Origin of the sequence: Campylobacter upsaliensis (genome assembly GCF_900637395.1) — a bacterium.
GTDB classification, from domain to species: Bacteria; Campylobacterota; Campylobacteria; order Campylobacterales; family Campylobacteraceae; genus Campylobacter_D; species Campylobacter_D upsaliensis.
The window spans coordinates 1,175,587-1,196,581 of record NZ_LR134372.1 but is presented as its reverse complement, the minus strand read 5'-3'; the positions used below and the strand labels follow the sequence as shown (position 1 = coordinate 1,196,581).

Annotated in this window: 20 protein-coding genes; 16 read left to right on the top strand and 4 right to left on the bottom strand. The window is 36.0% G+C overall.

Annotated features, from left to right (window positions below):
• Positions 1-7: 7 nt before the first annotated feature.
• Genes EL158_RS06005 through EL158_RS05990 form a run of 4 tightly spaced genes read left to right on the top strand, consistent with a single transcriptional unit; the run spans position 8 to position 4,097 of the window.
• Positions 8-1,147 (top strand): hydrogenase small subunit, encoded by a 1,140-nt coding sequence (locus tag EL158_RS06005; RefSeq protein ID WP_027303582.1) that lies wholly within the window; start codon positions 8-10, stop codon positions 1,145-1,147.
• A gap of 2 nt (positions 1,148-1,149) precedes the next feature.
• Positions 1,150-2,865, top strand: a complete 1,716-nt coding sequence (locus tag EL158_RS06000; RefSeq protein ID WP_027303581.1) for a nickel-dependent hydrogenase large subunit — start codon at positions 1,150-1,152, stop codon at positions 2,863-2,865.
• Between the two features lie 9 nt (positions 2,866-2,874).
• The gene (gene cybH, locus EL158_RS05995) at positions 2,875-3,567 is read left to right on the top strand and encodes a Ni/Fe-hydrogenase, b-type cytochrome subunit (protein ID WP_027303580.1); all 693 of its coding nucleotides are present in this window, start codon (positions 2,875-2,877) and stop codon (positions 3,565-3,567) included.
• Positions 3,564-4,097: a HyaD/HybD family hydrogenase maturation endopeptidase gene (locus EL158_RS05990; RefSeq protein WP_027303579.1), complete on the top strand. Its 534-nt coding sequence runs from the start codon at positions 3,564-3,566 to the stop codon at positions 4,095-4,097. Before cybH ends, EL158_RS05990 begins: the two co-directional genes overlap by 4 nt.
• Here the strand turns inward: EL158_RS05990 and EL158_RS05985 are convergent.
• The gene (locus EL158_RS05985; protein WP_027303578.1) at positions 4,087-5,028 is read right to left on the bottom strand and encodes a glycosyltransferase family 9 protein; all 942 of its coding nucleotides are present in this window, start codon (positions 5,026-5,028) and stop codon (positions 4,087-4,089) included. The genes EL158_RS05990 and EL158_RS05985 overlap by 11 nt on opposite strands.
• 49 nt (positions 5,029-5,077) lie before the next feature.
• On the opposite strand from EL158_RS05985, the gene EL158_RS05980 reads away from it, so the two are divergent.
• Genes EL158_RS05980 through EL158_RS05940 form a run of 9 tightly spaced genes read left to right on the top strand, consistent with a single transcriptional unit; the run spans position 5,078 to position 15,734 of the window.
• Positions 5,078-5,929 carry a glycosyltransferase family 2 protein gene (locus EL158_RS05980; protein ID WP_027303577.1) on the top strand — a complete coding sequence of 284 codons (852 nt, stop codon included), beginning with the start codon at positions 5,078-5,080 and terminating at the stop codon, positions 5,927-5,929.
• 27 nt (positions 5,930-5,956) lie between these two features.
• On the top strand, positions 5,957-7,144 hold the full coding sequence (locus tag EL158_RS05975; protein WP_027303576.1) for a glycosyltransferase family 8 protein: 1,188 nt from the start codon (positions 5,957-5,959) through the stop codon (positions 7,142-7,144).
• Positions 7,145-7,201: 57 nt separating this feature from the next.
• A complete protein-coding gene (murJ, locus tag EL158_RS05970; protein WP_027303575.1) occupies positions 7,202-8,656 on the top strand; it encodes a murein biosynthesis integral membrane protein MurJ in 1,455 nt (484 codons plus the stop codon).
• Complete coding sequence (gene cysS, locus EL158_RS05965) at positions 8,643-10,007, top strand: cysteine--tRNA ligase (RefSeq protein ID WP_027303574.1); 1,365 nt, start codon at positions 8,643-8,645, stop codon at positions 10,005-10,007. Before murJ ends, cysS begins: the two co-directional genes overlap by 14 nt.
• Positions 10,007-11,725, top strand: a complete 1,719-nt coding sequence (locus tag EL158_RS05960) for an ABC transporter ATP-binding protein (protein ID WP_027303573.1) — start codon at positions 10,007-10,009, stop codon at positions 11,723-11,725. The genes cysS and EL158_RS05960 overlap by 1 nt, the downstream gene beginning before the upstream one ends.
• A gap of 38 nt (positions 11,726-11,763) precedes the next feature.
• A complete protein-coding gene (locus EL158_RS05955; RefSeq protein WP_034955653.1) occupies positions 11,764-12,819 on the top strand; it encodes a quinone-dependent dihydroorotate dehydrogenase in 1,056 nt (351 codons plus the stop codon).
• On the top strand, positions 12,816-14,066 hold the full coding sequence (locus tag EL158_RS05950) for a M16 family metallopeptidase (protein ID WP_027303571.1): 1,251 nt from the start codon (positions 12,816-12,818) through the stop codon (positions 14,064-14,066). Before EL158_RS05955 ends, EL158_RS05950 begins: the two co-directional genes overlap by 4 nt.
• A complete protein-coding gene (gene dapA, locus EL158_RS05945; protein ID WP_027303570.1) occupies positions 14,059-14,955 on the top strand; it encodes a 4-hydroxy-tetrahydrodipicolinate synthase in 897 nt (298 codons plus the stop codon). Before EL158_RS05950 ends, dapA begins: the two co-directional genes overlap by 8 nt.
• Complete coding sequence (locus EL158_RS05940; protein WP_027303569.1) at positions 14,955-15,734, top strand: enoyl-ACP reductase; 780 nt, start codon at positions 14,955-14,957, stop codon at positions 15,732-15,734. The genes dapA and EL158_RS05940 overlap by 1 nt, the downstream gene beginning before the upstream one ends.
• 12 nt (positions 15,735-15,746) lie before the next feature.
• On the opposite strand, the gene EL158_RS05935 is transcribed toward EL158_RS05940, so the two are convergent.
• Positions 15,747-17,015 carry a M20/M25/M40 family metallo-hydrolase gene (locus EL158_RS05935; RefSeq protein WP_027303568.1) on the bottom strand — a complete coding sequence of 423 codons (1,269 nt, stop codon included), beginning with the start codon at positions 17,013-17,015 and terminating at the stop codon, positions 15,747-15,749.
• A gap of 138 nt (positions 17,016-17,153) precedes the next feature.
• Between EL158_RS05935 and EL158_RS05930 the strand changes: the two genes are divergently transcribed.
• Positions 17,154-17,591, top strand: coding sequence for a thermonuclease family protein (locus EL158_RS05930; protein ID WP_232008199.1), 438 nt, complete (start codon positions 17,154-17,156; stop codon positions 17,589-17,591).
• An 8-nt stretch (positions 17,592-17,599) separates the two neighbouring features.
• On the top strand, positions 17,600-17,788 hold the full coding sequence (locus EL158_RS05925) for a hypothetical protein (RefSeq protein ID WP_004277621.1): 189 nt from the start codon (positions 17,600-17,602) through the stop codon (positions 17,786-17,788).
• Here the strand turns inward: EL158_RS05925 and EL158_RS05920 are convergent.
• Entirely contained in the window at positions 17,774-18,346 is a 573-nt protein-coding gene (locus EL158_RS05920) for a hypothetical protein (protein WP_027303566.1), read from the bottom strand. The genes EL158_RS05925 and EL158_RS05920 overlap by 15 nt on opposite strands.
• Positions 18,347-18,453: 107 nt before the next feature.
• On the opposite strand from EL158_RS05920, the gene EL158_RS05915 reads away from it, so the two are divergent.
• Positions 18,454-18,903 carry a low molecular weight protein-tyrosine-phosphatase gene (locus EL158_RS05915; protein ID WP_027303565.1) on the top strand — a complete coding sequence of 150 codons (450 nt, stop codon included), beginning with the start codon at positions 18,454-18,456 and terminating at the stop codon, positions 18,901-18,903.
• Here EL158_RS05915 and EL158_RS05910 read toward each other — a convergent pair.
• A complete protein-coding gene (locus EL158_RS05910) occupies positions 18,900-20,990 on the bottom strand; it encodes an RNA degradosome polyphosphate kinase (protein ID WP_027303564.1) in 2,091 nt (696 codons plus the stop codon). The two genes, EL158_RS05915 and EL158_RS05910, sit on opposite strands and share 4 nt — an antisense overlap.
• Between the last annotated feature and the right edge of the window lie 5 nt (positions 20,991-20,995).

The window sequence follows — 20,995 nt, the reverse complement described above, 5'->3', positions numbered from 1 at the left end:
AAAAGTGATGGTTGATCTAGAGCAAATCAAAGAACGCTTAGCGACACTTGAAAAGCTTCCTTCTTTAAAGTCCAATGGCTCTATCCCTAAGGCTTTAGAAAAGGCGGGTTTTTCAAGAAGAGATTTTATGAAATGGGCTGGGGCTATGACGGCTTTTTTGGCACTTCCTGCAAGTTTTGCACCTATGGTAGCAAGGGCAGTGGAATTAGCCGATAGGCTTCCTGTTGTGTGGCTTCATATGGCTGAATGCACTGGGTGTAGCGAAAGCTTATTAAGAAGCGATACGCCGACTATTGATAGTCTTATATTTGATTATATTTCTTTAGAATATCACGAAACGGTAATGGCAGCTTCAGGCTGGCAAGCGGAAGAAAATTTAGAAAATGCTATTGAAAAACATAAGGGTAAGTATGTCCTAATGGTCGAAGGTGGTATCCCTATGGGCGATACAGAAAGCTATCTTACCATAGGACCTCACGGAAAAACTGGTTATGAAATTTCAAAATTAGCCTGTGAAAATGCTTATGCGATTTTGGCTATTGGCACTTGTTCTAGCTTTGGAGGAATTCAAGCAGCGCGCCCTAATCCAAGCAATTCTCAGCCCTTAAGCAAGGTAACAAATAAAACTATTATCAATGTTCCGGGCTGTCCTCCTAGCGAAAAAAATATCGTGGGTAATGTCCTTCAACTTCTTCTTTTTAAAGAGCTTCCTAGTCTTGATGTGTATAATAGACCTAAATGGGCTTATGGCTTGAGAATTCACGATTTGTGTGAAAGAAGAGGGCGTTTTGATGCGGGTGAATTTGTCCATAGCTTTGGTGATGAGGGTGCAAAGCAGGGCTATTGCCTTTATAAAGTGGGCTGTAAGGGTCCTTATACTTTTAATAATTGTTCTAGAGAAAGGTTTAATCAGCATACTTCTTGGCCTATTCAAGCAGGACACGGCTGTATAGGTTGCTCGGAGCCAAATTTCTGGGATACTATGGGACCTTTTGAAGAGCCTTTGGCAAGTCGTCAATTTGACCCTGTTTTGGGACTTGGGGCAGATAATGTGTCGGATAAAATAGGCATAGGCGTTTTAACGCTCACAGGAGTTGCCATAGCTGCACACGCAGTAATCGCTTCTATGAAGAAAAATGAGGAGTAAAAATGAGTCAAAAAATTATCGTTGATCCTATCACAAGAATTGAGGGGCATTTGAGGGTTGAAGTTGTTGTTGATGATGATAATGTTGTCAAGGAGGCTTATGCTGGTTCTACGCTTTGGCGTGGGATTGAAACTATTGTTAAGGGTCGCGACCCAAGAGATGCAGGCTTTATGACGCAAAGAATTTGCGGAGTTTGCACCTTTTCGCATTATAAAGCTGGAATTGTCGCTGTGGAAAATGCTTTGGGTATCACTCCTCCACTTAATGCCTTACTAACTAGAACTTTGATGAATGCGGCTTTATTTTTACACGATCATATTGTGCATTTTTATCAGCTTCACGCACTAGATTGGGTTGATGTAGTGAGTGCTTTAAGTGCTGATGTGAAAAAGGCAAGTGATTTAGCCTTTAATTATACTTCAAATCCTTACGCTACAGGTGCGGATAAGCTTTTGGAAGTGCAGCAAAGACTTAAAGCCTTTGTCGATAAGGGGAATTTGGGACCTTTTGCTAATGCTTATTATGGGCACAGCACTTACCGCTTTAACCCAGAGCAAAATCTTATTGCTCTTTCGCATTATTTAGAGTGCTTAAGAATTCAAAGAATTATCGCGCAATGTATGGCGATTTTTGGTTCTAAAAATCCTCACCCACAAAGCTTGACTGTGGGCGGAGTTACTTGCGTTATGGATCTTTTAAGTCCTTCTAGAATGGGTGAGTATATGGAGAAATTTAAAGAGGTGGCAGATTTTGTGAACCGTGCCTATTATCCTGACTTAGTTATGGCTGGAAAAGCTTATGCAAATGAGGCTAGTGTGTTAAATGATGTCGGTGTGGCAAATCTTTACACTTTTAAAGAATTTCAAGTGGGTCGCGATGAGTGGCTTTTTGAAAGTGGCATTATTAAAAATGGCGATTTAAGTAAGGTTTATGAGGTAGAAGAAGATAAGATTACCGAAGAGGCGACTCATTCTTGGTATGCGGATAATGAGCCTTTACATCCTTATGATGGCAAAACAAATCCTAATTACACAGGGCTTGTCGATGGCGAAAGTATCGATCATCACGGCAAAATAGCTCATACTAAAAATTTCGATACTAAGGGTAAATATAGCTGGATTAAGGCTCCTCGTTATGAGGGTGAGCCTATGCAAGTGGGACCTTTGGCTAATATTGTCGTAAATTATGCCAAAAATAATCAATATGTAGTTCCTGTTGTCGATACCTTTTTAAAAGAAACAAATCTTCCTTTAACGGCGGTATTTAGCACTTTGGGAAGAACGGCTACTCGCTGTTTAGAGGCTAAGATTATCGCTGATAATACTCTAAAAGCTTTTGATAATTTGGTTGCAAATTTAAAGGTCGATGAAAGCACTTGTTCGCCTTATGTGATTGATAAAAATAAAGAATATAAAGGGCGTTATATGGGGCATGTGCCGCGTGGGACTTTGAGTCATTGGTGTAGGATTAAAAACGGCGTGATCGAAAATTGGCAAGCTGTTGTCCCTAGCACTTGGAACGCCTCTCCAAAAGACGCAAAGGGTGTAGGTGGAAGCTACGAGCAATGTTTAATCGGACTTAAAATCGCCGATGTAAAGCAGCCTCTTGAAATTATACGCAAAATTCACTCCTATGATCCTTGCATTGCTTGTGCTGTGCATGTTATGGATACTAAGGGAAATAATTTAAGTGAATATAAAGTCAATGTGAATTTATAAGGAGACTTTATGCAAAAACAAGAGGAAAAATTGCAAAGAAAAGCAGAATATGAATTTAGCATAGGTTTGCGTTTAACCCACTGGATAAGGGCTGTAGCGATTGTGATTTTAGTGGGGACTGGATATTATATTTCTTATGTTTTTCAAAGCCCAAATTTGCCAAGCGATCCTAGTAATTTTATGCAAGCAAAATATCGCTTAGTGCATCAGGCTGTGGGTTTTGTTTTGATAGGGTGCATTATTTTTAAGGGCTATTTGTTCTTTTTTGACAAGTGGAGTCGTAAAGAAAGGGCAAGTATCGCTGATATTTTTAGCCTTAAAATTTGGGTAGAGCAGATTAAATTTTACCTTTTTTTAGGAAAGCATCCCCCTTTAAAAGGCGTTTATAATCCCTTACAATATGTAACTTACCTTTTCTTTTATCTTGTGATGATAGGCATTATCCTTACAGGACTTATTCTTTATACGCACACTTACCACGAGGGCTTGGGCGGTATGCTTTATGATATGCTAAGACCACTTGAGGCTATGATGGGGGGCTTGGCTGAGGTTAGGACTTATCATAGAATTTTAATGTGGGTGATTTTGATTTTCGTGCCTGTGCATATTTATATGGCTATTTTTAATGCGGTCAAGGGCAGAGACGGTGCTTTAGACGCTATTATTAGCGGTTATAAATTTATCAAGGAAGAGAAAAATTGAATTTTCTTGTGCTTGGCATAGGAAATATTATGTTTGCAGATGAGGGCTTAGGCGTTCATCTTTGCAAACAGCTTGAAAAAAACTACAAATTTAACCACCCAAATCACACTTTAAGCTTCATTGATGGTGGCACTTTAGCCTTGCAGTTAAGCTATATTATGGCAGAGTATGATGAGATGATTGTGCTTGACTGTATTGACGCTGATGATGCTGAAGTGGGAGAGGTATTTTTCTTTCCTTATGAGGCTATGCCAAAGAGGGTGAATTGGAGTGGGAGTGCCCACGAGGTGGAAATGCTTCAAACTTTGCAATATATGGAGCTAATGGGCGATTTGCCTCACACGCAAATTTTAGCAGCCGTGCCAAGACGCATTGAGCCTATGAGTTTTGAGCTTTCAGGTGAGATTATTAAAGCTGCTAGCGTGATGGAAAAAATTTTACTTGATTATCTAGCTAAAAAGGGCTTTAATTATGAAAAGGTGGGAGATTTTACCCTGCAAGATTTGGCACGAATTTCTTTTAAGCCTTAAATTCTTTTAATTTTTCTATAACCATTTGTGGTGTTAAATCCTGCATACATTTGTGATGCTTTAGCGGACAAACACGCTTCATGCAGGGCATACAGGCTAGATTAAGATGGATAATTTTGGCATTTTTACTTTGCCAAGGAGAAGTTTGTGTGAATTTGGTTGGTCCAAATAGCACGAGCATTTTGACTTTTAAAGCTGCACCTAAATGCATAGCACCGCTGTCATTTGTGAGAAAAAGATCGCTTAGAGCGATATTTTGCGTAAGGGTATGAATACTTGTTTTATTGCATAAATTCTTAGCTTTAATGCCATTTTGTGCAAGAATTTCGCAGATTTTAGCACAAATTTTAGCCTCTTCTTTACCTGCTCCTAAAATGATAATTTCATAATCTTTAGCAAAATAAAGTCCCACTTTGGCAAAATACTCCTCACTCCAGCGTTTCGCACTTCCATAGTTAGCACCCGGATTTAAGGCTAGAATTTTTTTGCCATTTTTAAGAGTTAGAGGCGTTTTAAATTTGACATTAAGAGGGAGCTTTAACTCTTGCGAAGCTTGGAAATCAAGGGATTTTTGAACGAAATTTAAGTATTTTAAAACCTGATGTTCTTCTTTAATGATAGTTTTATCAAAACAAAATTTTTTCTTAGCTTTGATGATTTTTAAAATGAGCCTAGCTGAAAGGGCAGAGCGAAAGGAAAAAGCGAGATTAAAATGATGATTTTTACGCAAGGAAAGAGCTTGAAAATAACGCCTTTTTTTATCCTCCACTATGAAGCTAGAATTAGAAAAATCTTTAAAAAGTGTTGTCGCTACAAAAGAGCCAAAAAAGACAAATTCCGCTTCTTTAAACCGCTCTTTAATGCCATAAATCGCCGCACTAGCCATAACACAATCGCCTAGCCAAGTGGGAAGATTGATAAAAATTTTCATATTTTGCCCTTATGTGATAAAATTTCAATTTTAACAAAATAGGCTAAAAATGACAATATTTTCTATTATTATCCCGCTTTATAATTGTGAAAATTTGATTGATAGAGCTTTGAAAAGCTGTCAAAATCAGGATTTTGAAAAATATGAAGTGATAATTATCGATGATAAAAGTGAAGATAAGAGTGCGAAGATAGCTTTAGAATTTGCCAAAAAAGATCAGCGTTTTAAGCTTTTTCAAAATGCTTCACATTTGGGAACTTTTGCAAGTAGAAATGAGGGTATTATAAGGGCGAATTCGCCTTTTTTGATGTTTTTAGATGCGGATGATTTTTTGTGTGAGGGAGCTTTAAAAAGGGCTTTTGAGAGTTTAAGTTTAAAGGCTGATCTTGTATTATTTGACGCTTTTGTGCATAGGGTTAAGACTAAGTTTTTTTACCGCTTTAAGCAAGATGAAATTTTAACTCAAAATGAATTTTTTCAGTTTCTAGGCAAACAAAGACATTTTTGCTGGTCGCTTTGGGCTAAAATTTTCCGCAAAGATTTGGCTTTAAAATGTTTTGAATTTGTCGATAAAAAGGCGTGTTTGTGTTACGGGGAAGATGTGCTTTTTTGCTATATTTATTTTATGTTTTGTGAAAGTATAGCTATTTTTAAGCATAGTATTTACCGCTACGAATTTAACGCTTTTGGGCGTTATGAGAGCAAAGATGAGATGATTTTAAGGCAAAATTATGAAGATAAGAAAAAAAGCCTTAAGTTTATCAAAAGTATTGCTAAAAATTTTCCGCCAAATTCTTTAAATGAAAAGCTTTTTATGCACCTAGAAAAAGAGACTTTAGATTTAAAAAAGAGATATTTAAAGTTGATTAAGAAAGAAAAAATAGAATTAGTAAAGGGCTGATTTAATTAACAATTTTAAAGGGTTTTGATGTATCATATTTTTTTAACCGCTGATGAAAAATATGTGAAATTTTCGAGTGTTTTGATGAGTAGCATTATTAAAAATGCGACACAAGATTATGAAAGGTGTCCATTTTGTTTTCATATTTTAAGTGATTTCATAAGCGATACGACAAAAGAAAAGCTTAAAATTTTACAAAAAAGCTTAAGCGAAATTTATCCTTGTGAGATCAAAATTCATATCCAAGATGATGCTCAATTTGAAAAATATCCAAGCTCAGGTGCCGCACAAAATAATAAATTATCCTATTATCGTCTTAAATTTATGTCTTTTTTAGATGATGATGAGGATAAATGTCTTTATTTGGATTCTGATATGCTTGTTTTGAGCGATTTAAGGGAGCTTTTTGCTCTTGATTTAAAAGATAAGATTGTCGCTGTGGTGGGTGATATGGGGAGCAAGAGGGCTAAGATTAAATTTAAAGAAAATAATGAGAAAAAAACTTTTTATTTTGATGAAAATTATTTTAATGCAGGTTTTTTGCTTATCAATGTTAAAGAATATCAAAAAGCATACATTGAGGAGCGTTGCGAGGAGCTAGCTTCAAAATGTTTTTATATCAAAAGTGCCAACCAAGATTTGCTAAATGCTTGCATAGAGCCAAAAAAGAGGCTAAAACTTGATTTTGCTTGGAATTTTTTTATTAATGCCTATGCTTATGTCATCACAAAAGACGATAAAAAGGGCTATTTAAACTACACAAAAGAGGAATTTAACCGCAGCCTTGAAAATCCTAAAATCCTTCATCTATGCTTTAAGCCTTGGAAATTTTTACGCTCTTTTAATGATAGTAAGGGGCGTAATGTCAACGAGCTATGGTGGGAGGAAGCGGCTAAAACTCCTGCTTTTAATACCGAGCTTTTAGAGCTTAAAAGCCACATTAAAGACCATTTGCTTTATGCAGGGCTTGGTGCGTTATTATACCGCTACACAAAGAATTTTAATTTGCTTAAAATTTCACGCTTGATAAAATATCAAAATGAGGATTTAAAAATCGCACAAAATGCTCAAAATTTCAGTGATAAAGATTTCGCTTCCTTTTTGCTTTTGGGTGAATTTGTCCTTCACGCAAGAGCTAAGAAAAAGGGTGCTTTTAGTGTATTTTTAAAAGCTTTAAAATATATCAGTTCTTATGAAAAATACGCAAGGCGTTAAAAAGCGTTAAAATAAGCTTGTTAGAATTGTTGCTTATTTTAATTTAGAGTAGAAAATTTGGTATTTAAAAATTATATAATCAATGCTCTTGGTATTTTATTTTCACGCATTTTAGGACTAGCTAGAGATGTTTTAATTGCCCTTTTTTTAGGGGCTGGGCTTTATAGCGATATTTTTTTTGTCGCACTTAAAATGCCTGCTTTTTTTAGACGCATTTTTGCTGAAGGTGCTTTTGGGCAGAGTTTTTTGCCAAATTTTGTCAAAGCAAGGAAAAAGGGTGCATTTTGCGTAAGTGTGCTTTTACAATTTGGCTTCATTGTGTTTTTATTTTGCCTTTTGGTGAGTTTTTTCGCGTCTTTTTTTACTAAAATTTTTGCCTTTGGCTTTGATGCAAAGACCATAGCCTTAGCCTCTCCTTTGGTGGCTATTAATTTTTGGTATTTATTTTTCATCTTTGTAGTAACTTTTTTTGGTGCCTTATTAAATTATAAGCACAAATTTTTCCTCACTTCTTTTTCCGCTTCTTTGTTTAATCTTAGCATAGTTATCGCCGCTTTTTTCGTGGATAAAAATGACTCTCATCAAACGCTTTATTACTTCTCTTACGCCACGCTTTTAAGTGGGGTGGCACAGCTTGTTTTGCATCTTTTTGCTTTGAAAAATAATGCGGCGGTTAGGGCTATGGGCTTAAGCATTAAATTAAAGCGTTATAAGGCAAATTTAAAGGGTTTTTACACCACTTTTTCGCACGGAGTTTTAGGCTCTTCAGCGACTCAAATAAGCTCTCTTTTAGACACGACAATCGCAAGTTTTTTAATTACAGGTAGCATTTCTTATCTTTATTATGCTAATCGTGTTTTTCAACTTCCCCTTGCACTTTTTGCTATCGCTCTTACTCAAGTTGCCTTTCCTAAAATTTTAAGACTTTTAAAAAGCAGTCAAGAAAAAGAGGCTTTAGACTTTATGCGTAAGGCTTTAGCAGGACTTAGCTTTTTGCTTGTTGTTTCGAGTATAGTAGGGATTATTTTTGCGAAAGAGATTTGTCAGCTTTTGTTTGAAAGGGGAAATTTCACGCAAAAAGATAGCCTTTTAAGTGCTTATGTTTTAATGGCTTATTTGCTAGGTCTTTTACCCTTTGGCTTACAAAAACTCTTTTCTTTGTGGCTTTATGCAGAATTTAAGCAAAAAATTGCCGCCATTATCGCTATAAAATCCCTTATTTTAAGTGCTTTTGTTTCTATCGTTTTAATTTTTTTGATTAAAGATGAGAATTTAAAGGTTTTAGCGGTGGCATTTGCTAGTTCTTTAAGTGCCTTTTACTTACTTTTGGCTAATATTAAGGAATTTGGTTTTAGGCGTTTTTGGAGCTTAATTTCTTGGAAGAAAAGCCTTTTAGCCTTAGTTTTTTTAGCTTGTTTTTCTTATTTGCTTTTAGAAAGTAAAATGATGATAATTAGCGTTTTAATAGAGTTTTTTGAGTGGATTAAAGGAGGCTTTAATGCTTTTATTTGATAGTGTGAAAAGGGAGAAATTAGCCTTAAAAAAAGGGGGCGTTGTTAATATGTATTTGTGCGGTCCCACAGTGTATGATGATGCACATTTAGGACACGCTAGAAGTAGCATTTGTTTTGATATGTTGCGTAGGACTTTACTCGCTCTTGGAAGAGAGCTTTGCTTTGCGAGAAATTACACGGATATCGATGATAAAATTTTGAAAAAAATGCAAGAAAGTGGCGAAAATTTAGAGCAAATCACACAAAAATACATCGCCCATTATGAAAGAGATATGAAAAATTTGCGTGTTTTAGAGCCTGACTTAAAGCCTAAGGCGACCGAATATATTAAGCAGATGATAGAGCTTATTTTACGCTTGCAAAAGCAGGGTTTTACTTATACTTTAGAAGATGGAATTTATTTTGACACAAGCAAAGATAAGGATTATTTAAGCCTTTCAAAACGAGGTTTTATGGATAATCAAACAAGACTAATCGCACAAAAAGAAAAGAAAAACGAGAGCGATTTTGTGCTATGGAAATTTGACGAGGGCTTTTATGCTGCACCCTTTGGTAAGGGGCGTCCGGGCTGGCATAGCGAGTGCGTGGCGATGATAGAGGCTTTATTTAAGGACGGACTTGATATACACGCTGGGGGGGTGGATTTATTTTTCCCTCATCACGAAAATGAAGCTGCACAGTGCCGTTGTGCTTTTAATAAAAATTTAGCTTCGCACTGGCTTCATAATGGCTTTGTGAATATAAATGGCGAAAAGATGAGTAAAAGCCTTAATAATAGCTTTTTCATTAAGGACGCTTTAAAAGAATTTAGCGGCGAGGCTTTGAGGTTTTATTTAATGAGCGTGCATTATAGGGCACATTTTAATTATTCTTTGGAGGATTTATCCCTGTGTAAAAAGCGTTTAGATAAGCTTTACCGCCTTAAAAAACGCCTTGATTTAAACGAATTAGAAGATAAGCCTAAAAAGTGTGAAAGAGAAACTTCAACTGCTATTTTACAAGCTTTGCAAGATGATTTAAATATCTCTAAGGCTTTAGCTTTGCTTGATGAATTTATCGCAAATGCCAATTTAAAACTTGACGAAAATAAGGCTTTAAAAGAGGATTTAAGGGAGGATTTTAAAGAACTTGCTTTTATTTTTGGTGTAGGCTTTGAAGATGTGATTTTATATTTTCAACAAGGATTTAGCGAGGAGCAAATTGCGTGGATTGAAACACAAATCGCAAAACGAAGCGAGGCTAAAAAAGCAAAAGATTACGCTTTGGCTGATAAATTAAGGCAAGATTTAGCCGAGTTTGGCGTTGTGCTTTTAGATACAGCACAAGGCACGATTTGGGAGAGGGCTTGATGAGCTTAAGGGAGGTTTTAAGGCGGTTTAAGCCCTTTTATATCGCTTATTTTAAGTATTTTTTACTCGCTTTTTTAGGTATGATGATGGCAGCCTTAGGCACGGCGGCTAGTTTTCACTCTTTACAACCCATTTTAGATTATGTTTTCATAGAAAAAAGAGTGGATTTACTTTACATCGTGCCATTTTTTGTCGTTTTTGCCTATTTGATTAAAAACGCGGGGCTTTATATGCAAAGCTATTATGTCGCATATATTGGCACAAATATTTTAAAAACCTTACGAAAAAATGTGCTTGATAATCTTTTGCGTCTTGATATGGACTTTTTTAAGCGTTATAGAAGTGGAGAGCTAATGAGTCGTTGCACAAACGATATAGGTGCGTTGCAAAGCATAGTTTCGACTCTAATCCCTGAGCTTTTACGCGAGGTAATGACAGCCATAGGGCTTTTAAGCGTGGTGATCTATCATAGTCCGCGTCTTGCTTTTTTCGCGCTTATCGTGCTTCCTTGTGCGATTTTGCCCTTAGTGTGGTTTGCTAAAAAGCTTAAAAAATATGCTAAAAACACACAAGAAACGGGGGCGGATTTACTTTCTAGTTTGGGAGAAATTTTTAAAAATATCGAGCTGATTAAGGCAAATAGCACGGAGCAAAAAGAAAGTGATAAATTTAATAAGCATAATGAAAAGCTTTGCAAGGTTACACTTAAAACAAGCAGGGTTGATGCTCTAATCTCGCCTATAATGGAGCTTATCGGCTCTTTGGGTGTGGCTTTGGTGATTATTATAGGTGGTAAGGAGGTCATAGCAGGGCGTATGAGTGCTGGCTCTTTCATAGCCTTTGTGTCGGCTCTTTTTGCACTTTATCAGCCCATTAAAAAGCTTACAAATTTGTATGGAAGATTACAAATTGCTATAGTGGCGAGTGAAAGGACCTTTTATTTACTTGATTTAAAACCTGAAATTAAGGGCGGAGAAAGAGAGCTTAAGGGTATTAATGAAGTGGAATTTAAGGATGTGCATTTTGCCTATGAGGAAAAAAATGTGCTAAATGGACTTAATTTAAGCTTTAAAAAAGGCGAAATTTTAGCTCTTGTGGGAGCAAGTGGGGGAGGGAAATCATCTATCGTAGGACTTTTACTTCACTTTTTTAAAAGAAAGAGTGGGAAAATTTTGCTTAATAATGAAAGCATAGATGAATTTAGCCTAAAATCTTTACGCTTAAAAATGGCTTTAGTTACGCAAGATATTTACATTTTTAACGATAGTATAGCTGAAAATGTCGCTTATAGCGAGGAGCTTGATGAGGCAAAAATCATTAAAAGCTTAAAGCTTGCAAACGCTTATGAATTTGTAGAGAAAATGGGTGGGATTAATGCTGTGCTTTTTGAAAATGGTAAGAATTTAAGTGGTGGTCAAAAGCAAAGAATAGCCATAGCTAGAGCCTTATATAAAGATCCTGATTTGCTTATTTTTGATGAGGCAACTTCAGCACTTGATAATGAAAGCGAAAGAGCTATTGTAAAAACCATAGAAAATTTGAAAAAAGATAGGCTGATTTTGCTTATAGCACATCGCTTAAGCACGGTAGAAAATGCCGATAAAATCGCCCTAATTGATCAAGGCAAAGTTGTAGCGTGTGGAAGTGATGCTGTGCTTTTGGAACATTGTGAGGCTTATCGTAGGCTAAAAATAAAAAGCGATGAAGCTAAATTGTAAGCAATTTTTGCTAGAATTTCACACCTGAAAGGATAATAATGTATGATTTTTTCAAACCCTTACTTTTTAAGCTAGACCCTGAAAATGCACATAGTTTAGTGGAGCATTCGTTAAGAGCTTTAAATGTCATTTTTCCGGGGGCGTTGAGCTTTTTAGCTTATAAATATATCGTTGATAATGAAATTTTAAGACAAAAATTACTAGGACTAGAATTTAACAATCCCGTAGGTTTGGCAGGTGGCTTTGATAAAAATGCCACAATGATACGCCCTTTAAGTGCGCTTGGTTTTGGTTTTTTGGAATTTGGCACTTTCACACCAAAAGCTCAAGAGGGTAATGAAAAGCCTCGACTTTTTCGTCTAATTGAGCAAGAAAGTTTGCAAAATGCTATGGGTTTTAATAATGACGGGGCTGATCTTATCTCAAAAAGAATGACGCAAAATTACCCTTTTGTTTTGCCTCTTGGGGCAAATATCGGTAAAAATAAGCTTACGAGCAATGAAAATGCCTTAAATGACTATTTTTCCTTACTTAAAAGCTTTAAGGATTTGTGTGATTACTTCATCATCAATATCTCTTCGCCTAATACTAAAAATTTAAGAGACTTGCAAAATGAGGAATTTTTAAATGCCTTATTGAAGGAAGCAAAGCAAATCACAACGAAGCCTATTTTGATTAAAATCGCTCCAGATATGGAATTTAAAGAGGCTTTGAGCCTTTGTGAAAGTGGCATTGCTAAAGGTGTGAGTGGCTTTATTATAGCAAATACAAGCACAGATTATAGTCTATTAAGCAATAACCGCACTTTCGGAGGCATTAGCGGCAAACTCATCACGCAAAAAAGCGGAGAATTCTTTCACGCTCTTTCAAAAGAGCTTTTTGGCAAAACCTTACTTATAGCAAGTGGAGGGATAGATAGTGCGGAGGTGGCTTATGATAGGATTAAAAAAGGGGCGAATTTGGTGCAAGTTTTTACGGGATTGATTTTTAAAGGACCTAGTCTTGTTAAAAATATTAATGAGGGCTTGGTGGAGCTTTTGAAAAAAGACGGCTTTTTGCATATTAGCGAGGCGGTTGGAGTGGAGCTAAAATGATAACTTATGAAAAAAAAGTTTTGAAAAATAAGCTTGAAGTTTATGCCTTGCCCGTGAATAAAAATAGCGGAGTCATCAGCGTAGATATTTTTTATAAAGTTGGCTCAAGAAATGAAACTATGGGGAAAAGCGGCATAGCACATATGCTTGAACATCTTAATTTTAAAAGCACGAAAAATTTAAACGCTGGGGAATTTGATACTATTGTTAAGGGCTTTGGTGGAGTGGATAATGCTAGCACGGGCTTTGATTATACGCATTATTACATTAAATGTTCTAAGCAGAATTTGGAGCAATCTTTAGGCTTATTTGCAGAACTTATGCAGAATTTAAGTTTAAAAGATGAGGAATTTCAGCCTGAAAGGCAGGTTGTTTTAGAGGAGAGGCGTTGGCGAACAGATAATAATCCGCTTGGCTATTTGTATTTTAGACTTTATAATCACGCTTTTTTATATCATCCTTATCACTGGACGCCCATAGGTTTTTATAAGGATATTGAAAATTGGAGTATTGAGGACATTAAGAGCTTTCATAAAAGCTTTTATCAGCCACAAAATGCGATTTTACTTGTAAGTGGCGATGTCGAGCCAAAGGAGCTTTTTGAAAAAGCTAGTAAGCATTTTGAAAAGATTAAAAATACAGGCAAAATTCCAAAAATTCACACCAAAGAGCCAAAACAAGATGGAGCAAGAAGGGCAGAGCTTACAAAAGAAACACAAACGGAATTTTTAGCTCTTGCTTTTAAAATTCCAAATTTCAAGCATAAAGATATCCCAGCACTTAGTGCTTTAGCGGAGCTTTTGGGAAATGGTAAGAGTGCGATTATCAATGAAATTTTAGTGGATAAATTAAGTCTTGTAAATGAATTTTACGCCTTTGTCAGTGATAGTGTTGATGAAAATTTATTTGTGTTTATTTTAAATTGTAATCCGGGCGTTAAAGCCGAAGAAGTCGAAAAAAAACTTCTTACAATTTTACACTCCATTAAACAGGGTAAAATTTCAAAAAGATCCTTACAAAGGGTGAAAAATAATACAAGAAGCGATTTTATCTTTTCTTTAAATAATGCCAGTGCTTTATCTAACATCTGCGGAAGTTATTTGGCAAGAGGAGATTTGAAGCCTTTATTAAATTATGAAAAAAATATAGCTGCCCTTGAGCTTGAAGATTTAGTAGAAGTGGCGACAAAGTATTTTATAAGAGAAAATTCAACCACTTTAATTTTAAGAAAGGAAAATAATGGATAAAAATTGCATTATAGGAGCGATGAGCGCACTCATAACGCCTTTTAAAAATGGAAAATTAGACGAGCAAGGCTATGCTAAACTTATCAAAAGACAAATTCAAAATGGTATCGATGCTGTCGTTCCTGTGGGAACAACTGGAGAAAGTGCGACTTTAACGCACGAGGAGCATAGAACTTGCATAGAAATCGCCGTAGATATTTGTAAAGACTCAAAAGTCAAGGTCTTAGCAGGAGCGGGAAGTAATGCTACTCACGAGGCTGTGGGCTTGGCACAATTTGCACAAAAGTGTGGAGCGGATGGGATTTTAAGCGTTACGCCTTATTACAATAAGCCTACACAAGAAGGACTTTACCAGCATTATAAAGCCATAGCTTCAAGTGTTGAAATTCCTGTGCTTTTGTATAATGTCCCAGGAAGAACGAGCTGTGAGATCGCTACGGATACAGCGATTAAACTTTTTAGAGCTTGTGAAAATATTTATGGCATTAAAGAAGCAAGTGGGAATATTGATAAATGCGTGGATTTACTCGCACACGAACCACGCCTTGTTTTAATTTCTGGTGATGATGCAATTAATTATCCTATACTTTCAAACGGCGGCAAGGGCATTATTTCGGTAAGTTCAAATTTGCTTCCTGATAGACTAAGTGAGCTAACAAAAAAGGCTTTAAATGAGGATTTTAAGGCGGCTAAGAAAATCAATGATGAGCTTTATAATATCAATAAAATTCTTTTTTGTGAAAGTAATCCCATTCCGATAAAAGCGGCGATGTTTATAGCAGGTTTGATTGAAAATTTAGAATTTAGGCTTCCACTTTGCCCTCCTAGTAAGGAAAATTTTGCTAAAATAGAAGCTGTGATGAAAAATTATGAGATTAAAGGATTTTGATGGATAAGGAATTTCAAGGAAAAACTTTAGTCATTAGCGGTGGCACGAGGGGCATTGGTAAGGCTATCGTTTATGAATTTGCGAAAGTGGGCGTAAATATTGCTTTTACTTATAATTCTAACGCCCAAATAGCTGATGATATGGTAAAAGATTTAGAACAAAATTATAAAATTAAAGCAAGGGCTTATGAATTTAATATCCTAGAGCCTGAAACTTATAAGGAGCTTTTTGAAAAAATAGATGTGGATTTTGAACGCATTGATTTTTTTATCTCAAATGCCATTATTTCCGGGCGTGCCGTTGTGGGTGGTTATACGAAATTTATGAAGCTAAAGCCTAGGGGGATTAATAATATTTTTACAGCCACAGTTAATGCTTTTGTCGTAGGCTCTCAAGAAGCGGCTAAAAGAATGGAAAGGGTGGGTGGAGGAAGCATCGTTTCTATCTCATCAACGGGAAATTTGGTGCATATAGAAAATTATGCAGGACACGGCACAGCAAAAGCGGCGGTGGAAGCTATGGCAAGATACGCTGCCACAGAGCTTGGTGATAAAAATATACGCGTTAATGTTGTGAGTGGAGGACCTATTAAAACAGATGCCTTAAGGGCTTTTACAAATTATGAGGAGGTTAAGCAAGCGACTATTAATCTAAGTCCCTTAAATCGTATGGGGCAGCCTGAAGATTTGGCTGGGGCTTGTTTATTTCTTTGTTCTAGTAAGGCTAGTTGGGTTACCGGACATACCTTTATAGTCGATGGCGGCACGACTTTCAAATAAGGCTAAAAAGCCTTATTGATTGTTTTTTAGCACTTCAAACACGGCTTTAGAAATTTTCTCTACCGAGCTTAATTCACATCTTTCATCTGTTGAGTGAGGATTATAGATATTTGGACCTATGGAGGCACACATTAGGGGGAATTTTTTCTCTATAATGCCACACTCAAGTCCCGCGTGAATAGCTGAAATTTTGACATCTTTGACAAATTGACTAAGAGCTTTGAAAACCTCTTCGCTTAGGGCACTTTCCTTGCCCTCCCAAGGTGGATAAAAATTAAAACTTTCCACCTTAAAATCATAACCTTTAAAAAATTCCAAAGTTTCAAATTCTATATTTTGCAATTCATCAAGCACATTTGAGCGCGCAAAAAGTTCAAAAATAATTTGTTCTCCTTGCATTTTTAAAAGAGAAAGATTAATGCTTGTTTTTACAATATTGAGTTTAGTATCATAATTTCTAATGCCATTAGCAAAGGCGTTTATCGCACTTAGTAAAAGCTCACTTTGCTCACAAATTTGAACTTCTTGCTCACCCTTAAAAGTGCATTTTATCCATTTATTTTCTCTTAAATCTTTTTCGCAAAGGATTAGAGCTTTAGCGTGTTTTGGTATGGAATTAATTCTTTCACCTCCCTCAAAAGAAATGATTTTACCCTCATTTTGAGTGATAAATTTTGCCATTTCTTTGAGAGCATTTTTTTGGTTTTTAATGATGTCAATACCAGAATGCCCTCCCTTGAAATTTCTCGCTTCTAGCTCATAAACCTTTCCACATGCTTTTTGTGTGCTAAAATGATGACTTGCTTTTATATCCACCCCTCCAGCACAACCTATCATAATCTCATCTTCGCCCTCGTGGTCTAAATTTAAAAGTTTTTTGGCTTTGATTTCGCACTCTAAGCCATTAGCACCTAAAAGTCCCACCTCTTCATCGTTAGTAAAGAGACATTCTAAATTTGAAAAGCGTTTCATCGCCTCCATCATTATCGCTACGCCTATGCCATTGTCTGCACCCAAAGAGGCATTTTTAGCTTTTAAAAAGCCATTTTCCTCGTAAAGCTCAAGCATAGGTGCATCACCCATACAAACCATATCATAATGACTTTGTAAGCAAATTTTTGGCTCTCCTTTAATGCAGTGGATATTGCCAACCTTGTCAATTTGCACCTTAAAACCGCTTTCTTTAGCATAATTTGCTAAAAAATTTTTTAATTGTTCTGTTTCAAAACTACAATGAGGAATTGCACAGATTTTTTTAAAATTTTCGATAACCTCTTGCATATTTACTCCTTAATTTTGTTAAAATTATGCCATTATTTTTTATTTGTAGGGTAAATTTTGAGAAGGAAAATAAGACAAATTTTAAATCTAAGAAAGTTTGCAAGTAGTCCTAAGAAATTATTTTTAGCTTTAATTTTTGTGCTATTTGCACTTTTTTTGCAAAATTTAACTCAAAATGATGAAAGCTTTGAAGCTAGAGTTGTGAGGGTAATTGATGGGGATACTTTAGATATTTTAAGCATTAGGGGACAAGAGAGGGTGCGAATTTATGGTATTGACGCACCTGAATTAAAGCAGGAATTTGGCTCTAAGTCAAAAGCTTATTTGCAACAACTTGTTTTAAATCAAAACCTTACAATTTTTTATAAAGATAAAGATAGATATGATAGAATAGTCGCTCGTATCACACTAAAAGGCGAAGATGTGGGGAGGCGTTTGGTAAGTGAGGGCTATGCTTGGGCTTATTGGACTAAGAATTATGAATTAGAGCAAATAAAAGCCAAAGAGCAAAAAAAGGGTCTTTGGAAAGCTAAAAATCCTAAAGAGCCATCTAAATGGCGTAAGGCAAATCAATAAGGATAAAAATGAAACGATATATGATAATTTTAGGCGTACTTTTCAATTTAACGGGCTGTTTTGTTAATGAAAGAGGCATTTCAAATCGCTACTATGATGATTGTAAGGAGTATTATGATGCTAGTGGGACATATCATAAAGAATGCCCCAAAAATTGGATTGATGTGCCTATGACGCCAGAGTCATTTTCCCATTGAGGCAAGTAGGGAGGCTGCCATAGTTTCTGGATTGATGTTGGAGGCTGGAGTTTGCGGAGCTTCTTCTTGCTTGACGGCTTGAGTTGGTGGGCGTTTAAGTTTAAAGATGTGATCATCGGTGCAAATGATTTGTATGCTTGATTCAAACATTTTAATTTCTTTAACCCTACCTACAACTTTAACACTTCTTTTTTTTGAACTTTCATCAAAAAGAGCGTGTGCTTCTAACTCTAGTATATCGCCCATCTTTAAGGGAGCGTAAAAATAGGACTTTGAGCTTATAAGGACGGAAAATTCCTTATTGACAGCGGCTTGTGCGACATAATTTGCTGCAGCAAAGACAAAAGCGTCCATAATCAAGCCTTGCTCATCTATAATCATTTCCGAATTTGTGATTAGCACAGATTTGGCATAATTTTTAGATAAAGCAGTAATCGTCCCTACTAAAGAATTATTTGCCTCAGGACAGCTTACAAGCTCTGTTTTAATGTGCGCCATATCCTCTTGAGATACAAATTCCTCTAGTTGAGTTCCCTCATCAAAATTATCTTTTTTCATAGCAAACCTTTCTAGCTACTATATCGACTAAAAAAGATTTTTTTTAATACGCTTTTGTTTTCAATTTAGGGATTTGTTGTAAGATAGAGTTTTTAAAGGAGTTTGAGATGAAAAAAATTATTTTTGTATGCTTGGGAAATATTTGTCGTTCCCCTATGGCTGAATTTGTGATGAAGGATTTGTTAGAAAAAGAGGGCAGGGAGGGCGAATTTAAAATTTCGAGTGCTGGCACTTCGGGGGAGCATAATGGCGAGAATATGCATCAAGGCACGAAAAATAAGCTTAATGCTAAAAATATCAAAGCCAAGAATTTCACTAGCAAAAAATTAACGCAAAAAATGTGCGATGAAAATGAGCTAATTATCGTTATGGATAGTATGAATTTGCGAAATGTGAAGCGTTGTTATCAAAATGTGGAATTGAAACTCAAAAAAATGACAGATTTTGCTAAAAATTTAGGCTATGATGAGGTGCCTGACCCTTGGTATAGTGGGGATTTTGACGAAACTTATGAGATCATTTCTTGTGCTTGTAAAAATTTAATCAAGGAGCTTTAATTCTCCTTGAAAAGTTTGGAAGCTAGGTGAGTTGCTCTACTTTCATCATTTTCTTTTTGTATGGTTTTGTAAATTTTACTCACAATTTCTTCTAGGGTTTGTTGAGAATCGATGATTTTATCTTTTTCTTTTGGCGTAAGTTTGTGATATTCTCCATCTTCTTTAAGCTCGTAGGTTAGGGCATTGTCATTAAGCTCTAGCTTTAAAAATTGTGCAAGTTTGGTTTTGGAACGCTCATCATAAATAGGCGTCATAAGCTCAAGTCTTCTTTCCAAATTTCTAGGCATCCAATCTGCACTTGAGATAAAATAATTTGGACTACTATGTTTAAAATAAAAAATTCTAGCATGCTCTAAATATTTACCCACTATGCTTCTAACGCGTATATTTTTGCTATATTCTGTATGGGGACGAAGGCAGCAAATTCCACGCACGATTAGATCGATTTGCACTCCTTTACAAGAGGCTTCATATAAGGCACCGATGACATCAGCATCAACTAGCGAATTCATTTTAGCGATGATAACTCCTTCACTCCCCTTCTCGCTTTCAAGCTTTATCATTTTTAAAATTTGTTCTTTGATTTGATTGGGACTCATTGCAAGGCTTTCTAGACGGCGATTTTTACTAAAGCCTGAAAGTATGTGAAAAAAGCTTGTCGTATCTTTAGCAAATTCCGTTCTTGAGGTAAAATAGCTCACATCGGTGTAAATTTTTGCACTTGAGGCATTATAATTACCTGTGCTAAGATGCATATAAAATTTAAGCTTATCCCCATTTTTTCGAATCACTTGAGAAACCTTAGCATGCACCTTAAAACCTGTGATTCCATAAATGACATGCGCACCAGCATTTTCTAAGGCTTTAGCCCAGTGGAGGTTATTTTCTTCATCAAAGCGTGCTTTTAGCTCGACCATTACGGTTACTTGCTTACCCTCACTAGCGGCGTCTATTAGAGCTTGGACGATGTTTGAATTTTTTTCTACTCTATAAAGGGTGATTCTTATAGAAATCACATCAGGATCATCACTTGCCTCTTTTATGAATTTATAAACAGGATCAAAGCTTTCAAAAGGTTGGATTATCAAAACATCTTCTTTATCAATGGCTTCAAAAATGGATAAATTCTCATCAAAAGGCGGCAAGGTTTTTGGCGTGTAAAGAGGGCTTAAAAGATGCGCAAAAGCCTTATTTCCTACGATTTGCCAAAGGGATGGGAGATTAAGCAAGGTGGAGTATTCATACACATCTTTATGAAAAATTTTCGTGTGAGTGTGAAGAAATTCTAAAATCTGTGTATCGGCGTTTTCTTCGATTTGAAGACGCACAAAAGCCCCTTTTCTACGCAGTTTAAGTCCTTGCTCTAAAATAAGCATAAAATCATCAGCCTCTTCTTCCTCTATGATAATGTCAGCATTTCTTGTAACCCTAAAGGCAGTCGAAGCAAGAAGCTTAAAGCCCGGGAAAATTTCTTGTGCGTGTTGTTTAACTATGCTTTCTATGGGGACATAGGTGTTGGAATTGACCTCATAAAAGCGAGGTAAAATTCTAGGAATGCGTATCATGCCGAATTTAATCAGCTCAGGATTAGATTTATCACAAATTTTAACCGCCAAAGAAAAAGAAAGATTGTTAAGGTGCGGAAAGGGGTGAGTCGCATCCACGGCGATAGGCACGATAACGGGGAAGATATTTGAGAAAAAATACTCATCGCATTTAGCTTTTAGTTCGCCACTAAGTTCTTCGTAAGATTTGATAAACAAATTCTCACTTGAAAGTTCATTAATAATTTGATGAAAATATTTTTCCAAAAGCTTTTTTTCTTCGTGCAGATATTTACGAATTTCTTTAAGCTGCGTTAAAGGAGACATTTCATCACTGCTGCTTGCATTGACTCCCGCACTAAAAAGTTGCTTAAGTCCCGCCACTCTTATCATATAAAACTCATCTAAATTTGTGCAGTAAATGGCTATAAATTTAAGCCTTTCAAGCACAGGTAAATCTCTGCTACATTGATCTAAAACACGAGAATTAAAGCGAAGCCAAGAAAGCTCTCTGTTTAAAAACATACTAGGTTGAGTTTGCATAGGCA